Origin of the sequence: Alkalihalobacterium chitinilyticum (assembly GCF_029028005.1) — a bacterium.
Lineage (GTDB): Bacteria > Bacillota > Bacilli > Bacillales > Bacillaceae_F > Alkalihalobacterium > Alkalihalobacterium chitinilyticum.
In genome coordinates, this window is sequence record NZ_JAOTPO010000007.1 from 43,550 (window position 1) to 61,936 (window position 18,387).

Annotated in this window: 11 protein-coding genes; 8 read left to right on the forward strand and 3 right to left on the reverse strand. The window is 38.2% G+C overall.

Annotation, left to right across the window (positions count from 1 at the left end; all coding sequences use genetic code 11):
- Nucleotides 1-15: 15 nt before the first annotated feature.
- On the reverse strand, nucleotides 16-1,281 hold the full coding sequence (locus N7Z68_RS11535; RefSeq protein WP_275118632.1) for a hypothetical protein: 1,266 nt from the start codon (nucleotides 1,279-1,281) through the stop codon (nucleotides 16-18).
- Nucleotides 1,282-1,979: 698 nt separating this feature from the next.
- Nucleotides 1,980-3,665, reverse strand: coding sequence for a triple tyrosine motif-containing protein (locus tag N7Z68_RS11540; RefSeq protein WP_373323133.1), 1,686 nt, complete (start codon nucleotides 3,663-3,665; stop codon nucleotides 1,980-1,982).
- A 299-nt stretch (nucleotides 3,666-3,964) separates the two neighbouring features.
- Between N7Z68_RS11540 and N7Z68_RS11550 the strand changes: the two genes are divergently transcribed.
- The 7 genes from N7Z68_RS11550 (at nucleotide 3,965) to N7Z68_RS11580 (ending at nucleotide 15,536) form a co-directional block, all read left to right on the forward strand.
- Nucleotides 3,965-4,933, forward strand: a complete 969-nt coding sequence (locus N7Z68_RS11550) for an NERD domain-containing protein (RefSeq protein ID WP_275118633.1) — start codon at nucleotides 3,965-3,967, stop codon at nucleotides 4,931-4,933.
- A 409-nt stretch (nucleotides 4,934-5,342) separates the two neighbouring features.
- Nucleotides 5,343-5,528 (forward strand): acyltransferase, encoded by a 186-nt coding sequence (locus tag N7Z68_RS11555; RefSeq protein ID WP_275118634.1) that lies wholly within the window; start codon nucleotides 5,343-5,345, stop codon nucleotides 5,526-5,528.
- 263 nt (nucleotides 5,529-5,791) lie between these two features.
- Nucleotides 5,792-6,238 (forward strand): VanZ family protein, encoded by a 447-nt coding sequence (locus tag N7Z68_RS11560; RefSeq protein WP_275118635.1) that lies wholly within the window; start codon nucleotides 5,792-5,794, stop codon nucleotides 6,236-6,238.
- Nucleotides 6,239-6,598: 360 nt separating this feature from the next.
- A complete protein-coding gene (locus N7Z68_RS11565) occupies nucleotides 6,599-7,765 on the forward strand; it encodes a nucleotide sugar dehydrogenase (protein WP_275118636.1) in 1,167 nt (388 codons plus the stop codon).
- 396 nt (nucleotides 7,766-8,161) lie between these two features.
- On the forward strand, nucleotides 8,162-13,699 hold the full coding sequence (locus tag N7Z68_RS11570; RefSeq protein ID WP_275118637.1) for a S8 family serine peptidase: 5,538 nt from the start codon (nucleotides 8,162-8,164) through the stop codon (nucleotides 13,697-13,699).
- A gap of 718 nt (nucleotides 13,700-14,417) precedes the next feature.
- The gene (locus tag N7Z68_RS11575) at nucleotides 14,418-15,164 is read left to right on the forward strand and encodes a hypothetical protein (RefSeq protein ID WP_275118638.1); all 747 of its coding nucleotides are present in this window, start codon (nucleotides 14,418-14,420) and stop codon (nucleotides 15,162-15,164) included.
- A gap of 36 nt (nucleotides 15,165-15,200) precedes the next feature.
- Nucleotides 15,201-15,536: a hypothetical protein gene (locus N7Z68_RS11580; RefSeq protein WP_275118639.1), complete on the forward strand. Its 336-nt coding sequence runs from the start codon at nucleotides 15,201-15,203 to the stop codon at nucleotides 15,534-15,536.
- Nucleotides 15,537-15,759: 223 nt separating this feature from the next.
- On the opposite strand, the gene N7Z68_RS11585 is transcribed toward N7Z68_RS11580, so the two are convergent.
- The gene (locus tag N7Z68_RS11585; RefSeq protein ID WP_275118640.1) at nucleotides 15,760-16,545 is read right to left on the reverse strand and encodes an SGNH/GDSL hydrolase family protein; all 786 of its coding nucleotides are present in this window, start codon (nucleotides 16,543-16,545) and stop codon (nucleotides 15,760-15,762) included.
- A 153-nt stretch (nucleotides 16,546-16,698) separates the two neighbouring features.
- Between N7Z68_RS11585 and N7Z68_RS11590 the strand changes: the two genes are divergently transcribed.
- The gene (locus N7Z68_RS11590) at nucleotides 16,699-17,613 is read left to right on the forward strand and encodes a hypothetical protein (protein WP_275118641.1); all 915 of its coding nucleotides are present in this window, start codon (nucleotides 16,699-16,701) and stop codon (nucleotides 17,611-17,613) included.
- The last annotated feature ends 774 nt before the right edge of the window (nucleotides 17,614-18,387 follow it).

Here is an 18,387-nt window from a genome sequence, read left to right on the forward strand (position 1 = left end):
TTCTTGAACATTTGCTTATCGACTTGAAAGTGTCACGGTAAAGATTTCGTCACTGTTTCGAATTTCTATTGCCAGTTCATAAATCCCGGTTTCATAAAACAACAATTCCGTATCAATGTATCGTTCGTCTATCATTTGACGATCCGGTTGACCTAGTGTGTCAATGAGGGTATTAACATCACCGGCAATCAGCTCACCTCTCAGGACAAGGACGATTACATCGTCTTCACCGGTGAAGTATGTAGAATACCCTACATGATTGAAGAAATGAGTTGCTACACCACCGATCATATCGTTACTCTCGATTGGTTCCCCTTTTTCAGCAACAATCGTTTCGTAACTTGTCCCTAATGGAAACTTAGCTGTTGGAAGAAGGCCTTGTTCAGCAAGTGTAAGCCATTCACGGGTAACCGGAATAAATGCATACGGGAAATGGAAGGATGTATCACTATTCCACTGATGATATAAATCTTGACCGAAATTAAATCCGTCATAATAGGTTCCATCGTTGTATACTTTTTGATCAATTAAGTTTAATGCTAGTGTTTCCCCTTCAAGCTCCCACGTATTAAAGACCCATCCATGTCCTATGTCTGTTTCGTGATTTAAATAATCAACAGTTTGAAAGCGTCCATCTCCAATATTCTTAAATTGTCCACCAAATAAACTGATCCAATGATCTGTTGGTGTAACGGATTGAAGTTGACCATTCTGTATAGTAAAAAGGTGGACAGAATTCACGTTTGTCGCTTCTCTTTGATAGAGAACTAGAATATCTCTACCATCTGGATGAGAAGAAATGTAGGCCATCTCTACGCCTTCATTAAAAGTCTGTGAAAAGCCTTCTTCTGTGTAAAAAAGAGATAGATGCTCTTGTTTCACCCCGTAGTCACTGCCATCTTCTGATACATAAAGGTTATAAAAACCTGAATAAAAGATGTCTCCCTCTGATCCTTGAAAAGAAGGGGCATCTAGAGTGCCGCGTTGTTCATCTTCAGCGTATATATGTATTTGATAAGTCTCATTATGGTCATCACGCATCGAAAGGGCAAATCGACTGTTTGCACCTAGGACATCGAGACTTTCGGTTTCGACATTGGCGTGAGGTTCGTTTTTTGCTGTGTTTTCTTCTGGCTCCACTTCCGCTTCTTCTGCTTGTTTCTCTTGTTCTACTTGTTCTTTTTCCTCAGTTGAAAGACTCGCAGCTTGATCGTCAGACTGACACCCTGTCAGGAGTAGGAAACCAAGAATAAGAGAACTCATCATAATAGATAATTTCATAACATCACCTCTAGTAGTTTTTTACCATTTAATGATACAGGATTGATATAGAGAAATCATTACATTATATAGAAAACAAGGCGGTTTCTCCCTGTGCGAAGTGTCGAATTTTGACTGGTGGGGTCGAGAAATCGATAAATGAGGTGAAGTTGAAAATAAATCATGCAAAGTTGAAAATAAATCATGCAAAGTTGAAAATAAAACGGTAGAAGTTGAAAATAAAATGGCCAAAGTTGAGAAATTAACTGGCCAAAATTAAAAATAAACCACCAAAATTAAAAAAGAGAAAGCTATTCTGCTTTCTCTTCCCCCATGATTTTTCCAAAATAGCTCCCATTCGAAGGAACACGTTTAAATATCCGAAATCAGGATATTCTTCATAGAGGAAAAGGAGGAGCATGTGGCCACTAAAATAATAAAACAATGGGGAACAATATGTTCCTAGAAGGCGTAGTGTGTATTCTCCGCTTTTTGTTTATCCACACTAGTCTCCCGTAATTCTATTTTCCGTTAAAAACGTTGAAAGGCGCAGCAAGCCCAGAAGACAGGCTAGATAGTGAGCAAAAGATTGTTCCCTCCCTTAAAAACGTCTGTATAAGTGAGCGAAGTTAATGCTTTCAAAAAGAAAGCCCCCATTGTTAGAGTGTATCTAAACAAATGGGGGGGCACTACATAATGGAGGTCAGGCTGATGTTGTATTATTCCTCAGTATCATCAGTATTGTCATCTGGTTCAATAACTGGGTCAGTAATTTTGTACGTAATCGTATTTCTGCTGTCATATTTTTTATTGGAGTTTTTATTCTTAATTTCTACTCTTAATTTGTAACTTCCTGAGGTTGTCGGTTTCCAATTTACCTCGTTCGTTGGGCTGTAGTCTTGTAAAATGGTCCAGGTTTCCCCGTTACTTACTGAAAATCTAAACAGGTGTTCTCCTTGTTTCGTCGCTTCTGCTGTTAGTTTGATGTTCGTATTTGTTTCACTTGGTGTAGTTTGGTCTGTCGAGAACGACTTGAGTACTGATGGTTCATAGATTGTAAACCTCATAGATTTTTCTTGATCGAATTTTTTCTTCGATGATTTGTGTTTGACTTGAGCTTTAATTCGATATGAGCCTGGTTTCGTTGGTTTCCAGTTGAGCTTATTATTAGACGAATAGTCTTGCAGCGTTCTCCACTTTTGACCGTCGTGAATCAGATACTTCGTTAAGTTATTTGAGCTGTTGTTCGACCTCGTTGTCACAATAATGTCAGTGTTAATAGGTTGTTTAGAACCTTTATTTGCAGATACTGAACGAATGTTTGCTGGTTTGTATATTCTATAGTTGATTGTTCTCTCATGGTCAAACTTCTTTTTAGATTGTTTATGTTTGACTTGAACCTTCACTTTATAGTTTCCAGATTTTGTTGGTTTCCATTTCAGTTTGTTACTTGATGAATAGCCCTGTACTGTTCTCCACTTGTTTCCATCGTAGACTTGGAACCTATATAGGTTGTTTTTACTAGAATTAGAAGTAGCAGTGAAAGTCACAGTCGAGTTAGAAGGCTGCGGACTCACTTTATTAGCCTTTACGGATCTAACTTTTGCCCCTTGAAAGACCGTATAATTGATGATTTTTTGATCTTCAAAACTCTTCTTCGAGCCTCTGTTTTTAACATCTACTCGTATTTTGTATTTACCAGGTTTGTCAGGTTTCCAGTTTACTGTTTTTGATGATGAATAATTCCGTATGGTTGTCCACTTCTTACCATCATGAATAGAAAATCTATACATCGGATTATTACCAGTTGAAAGGTTGGCCGTCACTTTCACTCTTGTATTAGCAGGCTGAGGTGAAACTTTATCGACTCTAACATTCTTTAATTTACTTTCAATGATATATCCATTATTTTTAGCGATCGTATTAAATGATTGTTTTGAATTGGTTATTACAACAGGAGTATTTACTTTCACCTGATTAAACAACCACCTGACTTCTTCATTGTGCATTCGAATACAGCCTGCGCTGGCATAGGTTCCTATGGACTTTGCGTTATTATTACCGTGGATTGCGTAGGTAGTACCATAGGTTCCGCGAGCATTTAAACCTAACCAGCGATCACCAAGCGGATTGCGCGGATCGCCACCGCGTATATTATCTTTATAATAAGGACGGTTAACTATTTTATTTACAATTTTAAATTTACCCTCAGGTGTTAATGATGGATTTCTTCCAGTAGCGACACTAAATGTCCTTACTAATTTTCCATTATTATAAAAAGCTAATTGATTCGTAGCTTTATTGATAATAATGAGTTGATTATGACTAGATGCTTCTGTTGGAAAATTCCATGATAGAAAACTGACTAATAGTACAAATATGATGGCTATGGCACTCTTTTTCATTATACTCCCCCTTGTTCTAGTAAATATGTAATAGATTTATAGATAGTATAATTATACATAAAAATTACTATAAAAATGTAAAAATGTGGGGAGGTTATGGAAAAGATTTCGACACTTTTAGAGGTTATTTAAACGCTTTTAAAAGAGTTATAAATGTACAAGAGAAAAATACGGGATTTACTACGTAAAATTGTGGAGTAGAACCTATTTTTGAAATGATATTAAATCAAGTTAGATCTAGCAGGAGTTCCGTTTATTTTGTGGAATTTAATTTTATAGAAAAAAGAAGGAGGAAAAAAGTGAAACTAAAGCAACGCCAACTACCTCTATCTATTCAAAAGCTGCAGGCCCTGCAACGCCGTATCCCCCAGCATCATCCTAAACAGCCAGCAATAAAAGAAAGCCTGGCAAAGAGACTTGCTGGATACAAGGGGGAACAGTCGATAGAGTATCCTTTGAGCTTTCTCTCAGGCAAAGACTTCTTTTTATTAAATGATGTCAGGCTCTATGACTCAAAGCATTACTTTCAGATGGACAGCTTATTATTATCAAGGAAATGTTTGATTATTTTAGAAGTGAAGAACATGAAAGGAATTTTATATTTTGATACAACCTTCCATCAATTAATCCGAACGTTAGATGGAAAGCAAGAAGCCTTTCCTGATCCACTTTTACAGGTGAAACGTCAAGAACAGCAGTTAAAAAAATGGCTAGAGATTCACCAACTCCCACAATTACCGCTCCTCTCATTAGTAGTGATTAGTAACCCCAACACGATCATCCAATCCACCCCTGGAAACAAGGAAGTTGCCGAAAAAGTGATCCGCAGCGAATTTCTCCCAACGAAAATTAATATACTTCAGCAAAAGTTGCAAGAAGAAGTAGTAACAGATAAAGAACTTAAGAAACTTACTCGGAAGATCGAAAAGCACCTATCTCCACTCGATAAAGCGATACTTGAACAGTTTGAACTAACAAAGGATGATTTGATCAAAGGCGTTTTTTGTCCTGCATGTGGTCACCTTCCTCTTAGAAGAGAGTATGGTACGTGGTACTGCCCCCATTGCTCCAGCAAACATAAAGATGCGCATATTTCCTCGATAAAAGATTATCAACTCCTCATTGGTCCAACGTTTACGAATAGCATGATGCGAGATTTTTTACAGATATCCTCAACATCTTTAATGACTAGGTTACTTCAAGCAATGAATCTTTCTTACTCAGGAGAGAGAAAAGATAGAGTCTACCGATTACCGAAAGAGTACTAGTTTCGGTACACTTGGCATGGGCAGGTGCTTGAAAAGGTACGTGCGACGGGCTGTGTGTGTGTCGAATTTTGACTGAACAGGTCGAGAAATCGATAAACAAGGCAAAGTTGAAAATAAATCATGCAAAGTTGAAAATAAACCGCTGTAATCTCTAGAAAAAACCAATATTTGATAGGGGAATGAGCTTCTTTTCAATCCCTTAACTTGAAATTGTTCATTCCTCCTACGTTTCTGTTAACTTTCTAGAGCCTGCGATAGTAAGAAATGAAAAATTAAAGGATCAAAGACCTGAAAACAAGCAATAAAGTCAGACATTGTCGTAAAAAAATGTATCTTCTCAACATGTTTCGCCTTACTTCAAAAGTAAAATTTGGTAAAGTATATGAAAACGATTACAGAGGTGAATAAGATGTCCTTTGAGTTGGTGCTAGATGCGATACTAGGTAAGAGAGAGTTGTTCCATGTTATTGACTGTACTATATGCGGCCACGAAGAAATTTACTATGTTGAGCCCGAGTCGAAACAACAAATAGGGAAAGCTTGTTCACATTGTGGGTTTGTTCAGAAATTTGAGTTCGATCATCAGAAAGAATAATGTTCCTTTACCTTATCTCCAAGACTTTTCCGTTAAAAAAGTAGGTTAATGGTTAATGACCTACTTTTTTAGTTGGGAGTTTTCTCCTCACCTCCTCTCGTCGGTCCTCCAATCCTGCTCTTTTCTACTTCAGAAACTCTTAAAGTATGATCAATTATCTGATAGAGCTGTGCTAATTCTAGCTAAAGCGTTAAAATATAAGTCGATGACCTGATTATCTAAAAGGTCAAATCTTAGCAGCATCGTAAGGAGTTAATAATTACATGGCTAAATGGTTTTCCTGGACAGCTGTGATCGCATGGATGGCGCTGATTTTTTATTTGTCGCATCAACCAGCAACAGTGTCTAGCGAGTTAAGTTCAGAAGTTACAGAGGTCATCATAGAAATCATTGAAACAGTTGCTCCGAATACTCAATTTGAGTTCGGTAACTTAAATCATCTTGTGAGAAAAAATGCTCACTTTTTCGCTTACTTGGTCCTCGGACTGCTGACGATCAACGCCTTAAGAAGAAGTGGGAGCACAGGATATCGAAGTATAGGAGTAGCGCTAGTCATATGTATACTCTACGCCATCACAGATGAAGTGCATCAACTATTTATACCCGGCCGTTCCGGAGAGGTGCGAGACGTACTCATCGACACTGCAGGTGCGAGTGTTGGAATTGGCTTGTATTGGCTGTTCAGCAGGTTGAGGCAAAAAGTTGCCTAGTGGGCATAGTATTCATAGACTGATCTGTCTATATTAGGCAATTTGCAATAGTACTTATGCAAAGCCGGCGCTCATAGTGTAGAACACATTCCTACTCCCATGAGAATTTCTTCACATTTATTAGAATATATAAGTGCAACTTAAGAATATTGTCGATTGAGAGAAAGAATATTACAATAGGGTTAGAAATCCAGCTTCCCTTAAAAAGTAAGGCATACTAATTTAGTGTATTGGAATTTGGTTTGATTAAAAAGCGACATATTTCGTTACTTCTACAAAAGAAGCTGACGTTTATACGAGAACGTGTATATTTTATCCCCCCAAAAAATACAGACAGGTTTAACATATGGAGGTCAAAAAATGAAAATAGCAGTAGCGGGTACGGGCTATGTTGGGTTATCAAATGCAGTATTATTAGCACAACATAACGAAGTCATTGCCCTAGATATTGTTCAAGAGAAAGTAGATTTAATCAACAATAAAAAGTCTCCAATCGTGGACAGCGAAATCGAGGAGTTTTTAGCTGCAAAGGATTTAAACCTAGTAGCAACAACTAATGCTGAGCAGGCATTTAAAGAGGCAGAGTTTGTCATTATTGCTACACCTACAGACTACGATCCCGATAAAAATTATTTTAATACACGTTCTGTTGAAAATGTGATTGAAACGGTGCTCTCGATTAACAAAAATGCAGTGATGGTCATTAAATCAACGATCCCAGTTGGGTATACAAAAGAAATCAAAGAGAAATACAAAACGGAAAATATTATGTTTTCACCAGAGTTTTTGCGCGAAGGAAAAGCATTGTACGATAATTTATATCCATCTCGAATTATTGTCGGTGAAAAATCTGAGCGGGCCAAAGTGTTTGCTGAGCTGTTAGCACAAGGCGCTGTTAAAGAAGACATCCCTGTTCTTTTTACAGAGTCGACAGAAGCTGAGGCGGTCAAACTATTTTCTAATACGTATTTAGCGATGCGTGTCGCTTATTTCAATGAGTTAGATACCTACGCTGAACTAAAGGGTTTAAATACAAAAGATATCATTGAAGGTGTTGGTTTAGATCCGCGAATAGGCGGACACTATAATAACCCTTCATTTGGTTATGGCGGATACTGTTTACCGAAGGATACGAAACAGCTGCGTGCCAATTATGAAGGCATCCCCAACAACATCATAAGTGCAATTGTCGAAGCAAATGATGCACGTAAAGATCATATCGCGTCACAAATTATTGCGGCTCGACCGAAAACCGTCGGGATCTATCGCTTAACGATGAAAACAGATTCTGACAACTTTAGAGCTTCTGCCATTCAAGGTATTATGCAGCGGATTAAGGAAGAAGGAATTGAAGTTGTCATATATGAACCGGTATTGGAAGAAAGCCAATTTGAAGGTTTTAAAGTAATTCGTGAAATAGAAGAGTTTAAGCAAGTATCTGATCTCATTGTTTCTAATCGCCTAGACTCCAGTCTGGAAGATGCCAAAGAAAAAGTATATACACGAGATCTGTTTAACAGGGATTAATATCAAATTAAAAGAAGTCGCTGAGTTCATATGCTCAGCGGCTTTTTTGTACTTTACATTTAAAATAAACTACAGTTTTTAAACTATGAAAATTCGCTAGAGAAGTTCTGCTCTAGATAAATGTTGTTTTTTTTAGTCCATTCATCATTTTAAACGAGAGTTTTGGACTGTGATTCTACAATTCAACTTTTAACTACTATTATGTAGATCTATATTATTAATATTTATGTAATTTATGGAAGTATATATATTTATTTGAAAAACGGTATTATAATAATATTTAAAAAAGTGATTTTTAGGTATTTTAGCACAGGAATAAGGTTTTGGTCAGGTAATGTTCTTTAAATCTATTAAACTCTAATGAAGTTATTCAAAATTGGAAGGAAGACAGGGAAAATGCGAAAGAAAGTGAATGTGAAAAGAAAGTCATTTATTATTTTTCTGTTAATGTGTTTATTTTTATCAGAAATGAAAATCATTACACTTGCGAATGAACAAAGTGACTTTATAAGTGAACAAGTAAATTCAATGATCGTAGAAGAGGACGATTCTAGCGATCTTATTGAAGAGCATGCGGAGATATTGGACAATCTGAAAGACCCGTTACAACCGACAAAAGATGACCAAGACCCTGAAGTGAAAGAAAATACCGAAGTAGAAAAAACTGATAGTGAAATTGAATGGGATGATGTTGAGAAAAAAGAAGAAAGCAATAACTCTAGTAATCATAAGGAAAAAAGTATTAAGCACGCTAAGGATATGGAGAAACAAGTTGAAGACGATGGCGAAACCACAAATGAAGAAGAGGCTGTACATAGTGTTGAACCAAATGAAACGATTCGAGTCATCGTCGAATTGAATGAGTCGTTTACACCAGAAGGGCAATTATCGGCCAAGAACCGTGGAAGTCAAAAAGAAAAAATCAAAGCAGCGCAAGACCGAGTGATTGAAACAATTACTCAAGAAAGTCCGGACAGCATCATGGAGAGTACGACATTTGAAACGATCCCGTACATGGCGTTAGAAATTGACGCTGAAGGCCTTGAGCTATTAAGTGAAAATGAAAATGTTAAAAATATAACAGAAGATATTATTGTGTACAAAAATGATGTTGTCAATGATATAGATGTCGTTTTTAGCCCGCAATTGCATCAAACGAATCATGTAATGAATACAAATCGTCCTTGGTCCTTGGGGTTTACCGGACAAGGAAAAACGATCGCAATACTAGATACTGGGGTCGATAAAAACCATTCGTTTTTGGCCAATAAAGTCGTATCTGAAGCCTGTTACAGCGGCACAGGTCATTGTCCAGGCGGAGCGACAGAGTTAACAACACCAGGTTCTGCGGTTGATTATGATGGACATGGTACTCATGTTGCAGGTATTGCGGCAGGGAAAGGGCAGCAATTCTCAGGGGTTGCTAAAGATTCGAATATTATAGCGATTAATGTTTTGGCGAATAATGGGAATGGTCTATTTTCCGATGTCGTCAAAGGATTAGAACGAGTGTATGCTCTTAGAAATCAGTACGATATTACAGCTGTTAATCTAAGCTTAGGTGGCGGAAGATATACTTCGTCCTGTGACCAGAATTTTAGCAGCATGAAAAATATGGTTGATAATTTGAAAAGTGTTGGTATTGCGACCATTGCAGCTTCTGGAAATGAAAGTTACAAAAATGCCATTAGTGCACCAGCCTGTATTTCGTCTGTTATCAGTGTAGGAGCTACGAATAACAGTGATCAGGTGACGTCATTTTCAAATAGTGCAACGTTCCTGGATTTATTGGCACCTGGCTTTCAAGTGTACTCAGCTATCCCTGGTGGCGGGTTCAGTTTGAAATCCGGTACTTCGATGGCGTCTCCTCAAGTGGCAGGGGGGATCACGCTAGTCCAGCAAAGGTATCTAGATGCTACTGTTGATGAATTAGTAACCTATATGAAGCAAAACGGAGTAAACGTAGTTGACTCAGCGAACGGAATTACAAAACCAAGGTTAAATTTCACATGGATTGAATCAAGTCTTCCAGCGTTAGATCAAGTACCAAAGCCAACGTGGAATGGCGATGTCATCCAGTGGACTGGTGTTTCTAATGCGGTACAGTATGAATTGAAACTTTATAAAAATAGTGTAGTTATAGATACAAGAACAGTAGGTGCAAGTGTAAGACAATTTAACTACAGTTCCAATATGAGTGATCCAGGTGTCTATACCGTTACGGTTCAAGCGATTGCTAATCAGGTTTCGTATAGGAATGGACGGACTTCAACTCCTTCTGATGGAAATAGTAAGGGTGTTGTATACTTTGAAAATTTTGAAAGTACCGAGGGTGGCTATACGATCTCAGGTTTTAATGCGTCTTGGCAGTGGGGAACTCCTACGACTGGTCCAAACTCTGCCCACTCCGGTACGAAGGTTTGGGGGACCAATTTAAGTGGGAGTTATCGAAATCACGAAAGTAGTTTTATTACGTCCCCAACTATAAATTTAAGCAATGTAGGGTCGCCGATTACATTAAGTTGGATGCAATATGCAGTGACTGAAAGACATTTTGATTATGTTAATGTTGACATAAGTAAAGATGGTGGGCAGACATGGGATCGGATTTACAGAAAAGATGGCTCTATTAGTACAGAGTGGGAAAAGCAAGAATTTGAACTAGATGAAGCTTATGCCGTCCCTAATTTTAGAGTTAGATTTGGTATTCAAACGGATTCAATGGTGACTTTCCCGGGTTTTTATATTGATGATGTCGTCATAACAGGTCTTACTATACCAGCTTTAGGTCAAGTCCAGAAACCGACGTGGAGCGGCGATGTAATTAATTGGACTGGAGTAGCCAATGCTGCACAATATGAGGTGAAATTATATAGAGGTTCAACTGTTGTTGACACACAAAGAGTCGGTGGGAATGTACGACAATACAACTTTGGATCGAGAATGAGTTCACCAGGCTTTTATACCGTTACTGTCCAGGCGATTGGAGACCAGCTGAATTACAGGAATGGTGTTCCTTCTGTTCCTTCGAACGAAAATCGAAAGGGAATCGTTTACTTTGAAGATTTTGAGAGTAATAATGGTCAGTTTACGGTAAGTGGAAGCAACTCTTCATGGCAGTGGGGTGTACCTACTTCGGGTCCTCAGTCTGCTTATTCAGGTACGAAAGTATGGGCTACTAATTTAGGTGCTGCCTACAATAATAGTGAATCGAGTTTCATCGTTTCACCAACGATTAACTTAAGTAATAGTAGATTGCCTATTACATTAAGTTGGATGCAATTTGCTGTTACAGAGCGCAACTTTGATTATTTCAATGTTGAAGTAAGTAAAGACGGTGGTCAAACGTGGGAGCGAGTATATCGAGCTGATGGAGTTATTAGTGAGAGTTGGGAGCAACAAGAGGTAATATTAAACGAGTCCCATGCTGTTTCCAATTTTAGAGTGAGATTTGGTCTGCAATCAGACCATTCAATTACGGAACTCGGTCTATATATAGACGATGTGATGGTAACAGCAGGAACTATTCTACAGGATCTAGGGCGTGTTCAACGACCAACGTGGAACGGTGATGTGATCCATTGGAACGGTATTGCTAATGCAAACCAGTACGAATTGAAGCTGTACCGAGGTACTAGCCTAGTAGCAACCGAACGAGTAAGTGCATCTACCCATCAATATAATTTTTCATCACGAATGACAAGTCCAGGCAGATACACTGTAACCGTCCAAGCTTTAGGTAATCAAACTGTTTATAGTGATGGCGAGGTGTCGTTGCCTTCGGAAGAAAAACGAAAGTTCTCAACACTTCCAACTGTGCAACGTCCAACATGGGGTGGCGACGTCATTCACTGGAACGGTGTGGCGAATGCAAGCCAGTATGAGCTGAAGTTGTATCGAGGTACAAGTTTGGTAGCGACACAGCGAGTAGGTGCCACGGTCCGTCAGCACAACTTTGCCTCGCAAATGGCGAACCCTGGCAGTTACACCGTAACGGTGCAGGCGATTGGGGATCAAACAAATTATCTTGATGGAACGGTTTCATCGCCTTCAGAAGAAAATCGAAAATTTGTTACACTGCCAGTCGTCCCGCGTCCAACGTGGAATGGTGAGGTCATTCACTGGAGTGGTGTTGAAAATGCAAGTCAGTACGAATTGAAACTGTACCGAGGGACGAGTATAGTGTTAACACAACGAGTAGGTGCCACGGTCCGTCAGCACAACTTTGCCTCGCAAATGGCGAACCCGGGAAGTTATACCGTAACGGTGCAGGCGATTGGTGATCAAACCAACTATCTAAACGGTGCGATTTCGGTGCCTTCATTAGAAAATCGAAAAACTGTAACGTTACCGGTTGTCCAGCGTCCAACATGGAATGGTGAGGTCATTCACTGGAACGGTGTAGCCAATGCGAGTCAGTATGAATTGAAGCTGTACCGAGGAACAAGTGTAGCAGCGACTCAACGAGTAGGAGGATCCGTTCGTCATTATAACTTTGCCTCCCTGATGGCGACCCCAGGAGTCTACACCGTAACGGTCCAAGCAATCGGTGATCAGACAAATTACCAAAATGGAGGAGTCTCTGTTCCATCGGTGGAGTACCGAAAAACTGTAACGTTACCGGCTGTCCAGCGCCCAACATGGGATGGAGAGGTCATTCATTGGAATAGTGTCGAAAATGCGTTCCAGTATGAGTTAAAACTGTATCGAGAAGAAAGTATTGTAGAGACGCTGCGAGTCAGTAGCACAACCGTCCAGCACAACTTTGCCTCACAAATGGAAGATCCGGGCAGATACACCGTAACAGTGCAGGCGATCGGAGACCAAACGAATTATCTGGACGGAAGTGTATCCGCACCGTCGCTAGAGAATCAAATAATTATTGAATTGCCAGTTGTCGCAAAACCAACGTGGGACGGTGATGTAATCCGTTGGAACGGTGTTGCAAATGCAAGTCAATATGAACTGAAATTATACCGTGGAAGTACATTGGTTCGAACGCAGCGAGTAGGCGGTTCTATTCGCCACTACAATTTTGCCTCAAGAATGGCCAATCCTGGAACTTATCGCGTAACGGTCCAAGCATTAGGGAATGGAACGGATTATAGCAACGGCCCAGAATCGGTTCGTTCCAATCAGAAGGTCACATTAAACGTGGTCCAAAAGCCAACATGGAGCGGCGATGTGATCCGATGGAATAGTGTGGCAAACGCAAGTCATTACGAGCTGAAATTATATCGAGGTAGCACCTTAGTCCGAACGCAACGGGTGAGAGGAACAGTTAGTCAATACAATTTTGCCTCAAGAATGGAAACGGCAGGAGCATATCGGGTAACGGTGCAAGCGATAGGCAATAACGGAACGTATAGAAATGGTCCGGTTTCAACGCGTTCCAATCAAAAGGTAACGTTAAATAAAGTTCAAAAGCCGACATGGAGCGGTGACGTCATCCGTTGGAATGGTGTTGCTAATGCGAGTCAGTATGAGCTGAAATTATACCGCGGGACGACACTTGTAAGAACTGAACGCGTGAGGGGAACGGTTCGTCAATACAATTTTGCTTCAAGAATGGGGACGGCAGGAGCATATCGGGTAACGGTGCAAGCGATAGGCAATAACGGAACGTATAGAAGTGGTCCAGTTTCTACGCGTTCCAATCAAAAAGTGACCTTAAGCAGAGTGCAGAAACCGACGTGGAATGGCGATGTCATTCGCTGGAACAGTGTAGCCAATGCGAGTCACTATGAGTTAAAATTATACCGTGGAAATACATTAGTTCGAACAGAGCGTGTACGCGGCAGTGTGCGTCAATACAATTTTAGTTCTCGCATGAAAAACCGTGGTTCCTATACTGTAACGGTGCAAGCGATAGGAAATAATGGAACATATAGAAATGGAGCCGTCTCTACCAAATCAAATCAAAGAAGAAAATAACCTATTAGAAATGAATGACTCTCGTTAGCTAAATGGGAGTCAATCTTTTTTTTGAGCAATAAGTTTCCCGTAAAGCATTGATACAAATGGGGTTAAGTTCAATCTTTTTAGAGGTGGTGTTGTATAGAAAAACAGAAATTATTTGGGGAGAGTGCCTGTAATCTGTATAAAACATGTAGAAAATTGCGAATATTTGTCAAAAAGAAAAAATTGGAAGTTTTAAAGTCAAATAATATAATAGAATAAGATTTACTGAACTAGTTATTTCTTTATGCATCAAAAGTTCTGTAAATGCATTGAATTACAGGAGAGTGTTTAGTTGGAAAAGGTCATAGGTACCGAAAGTCCATGGACACGAAGTATATCGCAGTACATCTAGAGATAGGAAATACAATAGAGTAGGAACGGTTACAAGTGGCAGTAAAGTAAACTATACGAATAAGAGCTTGAGAGCAGGAAGAACATATCATTACAAAGTTAGAGCTTATCGTACAGTAAATGGAAAAAAAGTATACAGTAACTACTCTAAAGTACGTTCGTATAAACACTAAGGAGCACGTTAATTTCTAATGGTTATTAAAGAGAATGGTTTGGAGTTAGCTCGAGCCATTCTCTCTTACCTCTAAAAGAGTTGTGAGCGACGTCGTTTTCTAGAGTTAAAAAAGTGATAACGGAAAAGCTGCTGATTACTGTTACTTCCGAAAGGAGAAAACCTAGGATGTTAACAAAATACCTGATGAATATTAATTATTTTTTATTAGCGGCGACTATGTTATTAAGTATATTATTCATAGCTTTTGTCGTTTTTCATTCTGGTTTAGAAAAATGGAATAGAAAACAAAGATGGAATAAAGTGGTTACAAATAAAACTAGAGAGATTAAAATCTCAAAACAGGAAGTCAACAATCCTGAAATGGGACATCCTTTAAATGAAGATGAAATTGAAAATTTCTTACAGACGCTCGACCCTTCCTTGTTAGCAGGTATTGAAAATATCATATTAACCAATCGTTTGGATTATATGAATATTAGTTATTTTGGCAGTTATAGTCCTTTTCGTTCTTTTCATACGGAAGAGGGGGCAACTATTAACTTATATCCACTCGAAATGGAAGGGGATCTGTACAAGTATTATGCACCAATCAGTATTACTAGGAGATTAGGTCCAAATAACAATTTTCCAACGAATGAAGCCTTTTACTTTCTCCTTGAGAAAGATGTCGCCAAACAAGAGATGTTGTTTACGCTAGGTCACGAAATAGCTCATAGTTATTACTATATTAAAGATCAAGTTTTATTTGGAGAAGAATTAGAATTGCAATGTGATCAATTCTCCCGAGGTTTGGGATGCCAGTCGCTGATCTTCGATAATTACTTTTCGGAGAGTAATCCACTTTATCGGGCTGGAGTTCGAATTGGTTATATCCATGAGTTAAATAAAAAGACAATAAGTCAAAGAAGCTGAGTTTTTAATAAGAAAAGTAGAGGATGTGTTGAAATAATGGAATCTATATTTGGAGTTATTATTGGCTTATTTTTTATTTTATTTATTCCGTTACAAATCGTTTTTGCCATTATTATAAAAATAGAAGTATTTAAATTAAGAAAAAAGGATCGAATAACAGAAGATGATGCGAGTGATTTTTTGAAAAGTATGCGTTATGTACTTTGGGTGCCTTATACTACCAAATATTTTTCACGCATGCGAGAAGCTTATCGTTACATTTATGATAGCCCTTTAGTCAGTTTTGAAATGAAAAGAAAAGTACATAAGTCTTTAAAAAGGCGTTTAGTGAAAGGGATCCCTGCTCCAAAGGCATATCAAAAGATTTCTTAGTCAAAGATACTATTTTGAACGATCTTCTTTTTATTTTATTATCCTTATATGCTTGTGCTGCATAGGATAAGCTAGATTTTTTTAAACCAATAGAAAAGAAATATTTGTTAATAAAACAACCGCTAAGTCTTAACGGTTGTTTTATTAACAATGTATGCTAACTTTTTGACTCGCGAGGTTTAACATCTCTCATACAGTGCCGTATTACTAATTTTACAAAACATTACTGGGAAACAAAATAGTTAATCATGTATTCAGCCCATAAGTCGTGGCCTCGTTCATTTGGGTGTACTCCCGTTAAAAATTCTTTAATGTCATCATCCTCCACATCAGGCCATGCCTGCCAGTGGTCTAAATACTCATAACCGGAATTGAGAGTAAACTCTTTTAAACGGTCCACTTGTTCTAAGTAAATGGTTGGTCTATAAATTGGGTTAGGTGGCTTAATGATGAAGAAGGCTTCAGGTGCTTCTTCTTTGATGGTTGCAAGTAGTTTCTCGATATTCTCTATGGTATTATCCACCTTTACAATTCCATTATCATTTAATAGCAAAGGCTCGAGTATTAACACATCTGGTTTAATGGCAGCGGCCTTAGAATGAGCGTTAATTTCTATAAAGTGATTTGTACTCATATCCTCTAAATTCATAGTCTCTAATTCGAAATTGGCACCTGCATAATTTTCAGTTAAAGCATCTATTAATTGAAAGGGCCACGAAGAATTTTCAGGCGTGCTATTAAAATTTGCATCTGAACCAATAACTAATAAAGTTATGTTTTCATTTGCTTCGAATTTGTGAAATAATTTTTCTCTAAGCGCGTCACTCATATTAGCAGTAAGTCCCACCAATTCCTCAAGATCTACAGTAGAACTTACACTTGAATCTAAAAGTTGTTGTTCTTTTGCTGATTTTCCTATCGAATCCAGTTTATTATCGTAATGTACTTTTCCAAAGATGATTATACCGACAGCAACTAGGCAAAAAAATGGTATTGCTAGTTTTTTCACAGAGACCAACTCCCATATTGTTTTACATCTCATATTATATACTTTTTTTTCTATTAAAAATAAGAGATCTTACAAGTTTTTTACAAAATATGATAGGATTATAGAAAATACTACAAGATGGAAAATTAGTGTACATCAGTATTGGAGGAGAACATGAAGACCAAACTACAAAGGTTTTTTATACTCTTTTTAGTTCTTACCATGTTTGGATGGGGAACCATGGTTTATTCAGAGCCGAAACCCACTGAACATGAGGACAATGGAAAAGTCACAACGAAAGAACAAGATGAACCAAAGCCCGAACCAGAGCCTGAGCCCAAACCAGAACCGAAGCCGGAACCGAAGCCGGAACCAAAGCCGGAACCCAAGCCAGAGCCAAGGCCAGAACCCAAGCCAGAACCCAAGCCAGAACCAGAACCAGAACCAAGACCAGAGCCAAGGCCAGAACCCAAACCGGAACCCAAACCAGAACCCAAGCCTGATCCAAAACCAGAGCGAGAACGCAGACCAACGGCTGAGCCTGAGCAAAGGACTGAACCGAGGTCTGAACGTCAGACTGAACAAAGATCGGTACCTCGGCAGGAGTCTGAGAGTGATCGAACAGGAAATGAGTCTGATCGTGAGACAGAGGAACAACCAATACCAGTTGTTGAAGAAGCAGTAACGCAAACTGTGAAATTAGAGAATTTGGTTGAGGCATTTGAAAAGGTACAATCGAGTGCAGAAACAATCGATACATATATTTTTACAAATGTATTGTCAATTTTGCTTCACAGTACAGCAACTTCTGAAACTGCTTCATCTTTCTCAAGTAACCCAGTAGATGATTTAGCTCGTAAATTATCATTAGAACAATTAAACGAGCTGGAACGTTTTTTTGAGGGCTCTAACGTACAAAACTTAGGAGATACGAGTGATATAAAACAAATAATACAAAGAATTAAAGAGGAAAAAAGGAATATAATTCAAGTTACTCGTTTTGAAGCAGATGAAAAAGAAGATGCAGAAGAAGTTGTGAGTACATCTAAATTAGAAAAGTGTATCAGGGAGAGGTTGGTAGTAATCTAGGAATTTGATATAAATTTATTTATGTTTTAATTGCGGCTTTAAAATGATCGATAGAGAATGCTATATGTTATCTAAAACAAAGTGGCTGTGATCTAAAGGGTAGGTAATCTAGTGGAATATAATCATCTTATATTAAGCTAGTTAAGCTAACGCCCCCTTATGAAGGCAGCCTTTAATTTATTTTATATTTTAGTTGATGTTGTTTTTCTTGATGATAAAAAGCCTTTTTAAAAAAGACGCCTCTTTTCATTCCCTCATTTTGTGGACAACTATTGTATTTAGAGATATAGTACCTAATGCAAATTTCTCGCCACCAGAATTGTAACCCTATCATTTGTTCCACCTCATTTAGGTTATATCTTTATTCGCTATGTCTATAACAGAAAACATAAATATAATAATAAGTTTTGTATGGTTGTTAAAACTCAAAGGCCAGGGTTTTACCTATAAATAAATTATTAAGGAAATCTATTGAAATTTAAATAGTCAATAATATCTGATTAATTTCGAATAAAAACACAGTTTGAGGTGTATTTCGACTTATTCACTTATTGAATTCAGAGGTTTAATCATTTCTATTTCACCATATTGTTTTTGATCTTTTCCTCAGTAAAGCTGCTTTTCAAAGCTTCGACTATTGTCATCCTTTCATTTAGTGATAATACTTCTGGTTGTAAACCATTTAATGAGCAGGGAGACAAAATACCTTACTTTCTGATAAAAAGTCCCAAAATTTATATACGTTTAGTTAGAAAATCGATATAATAGTAGGTG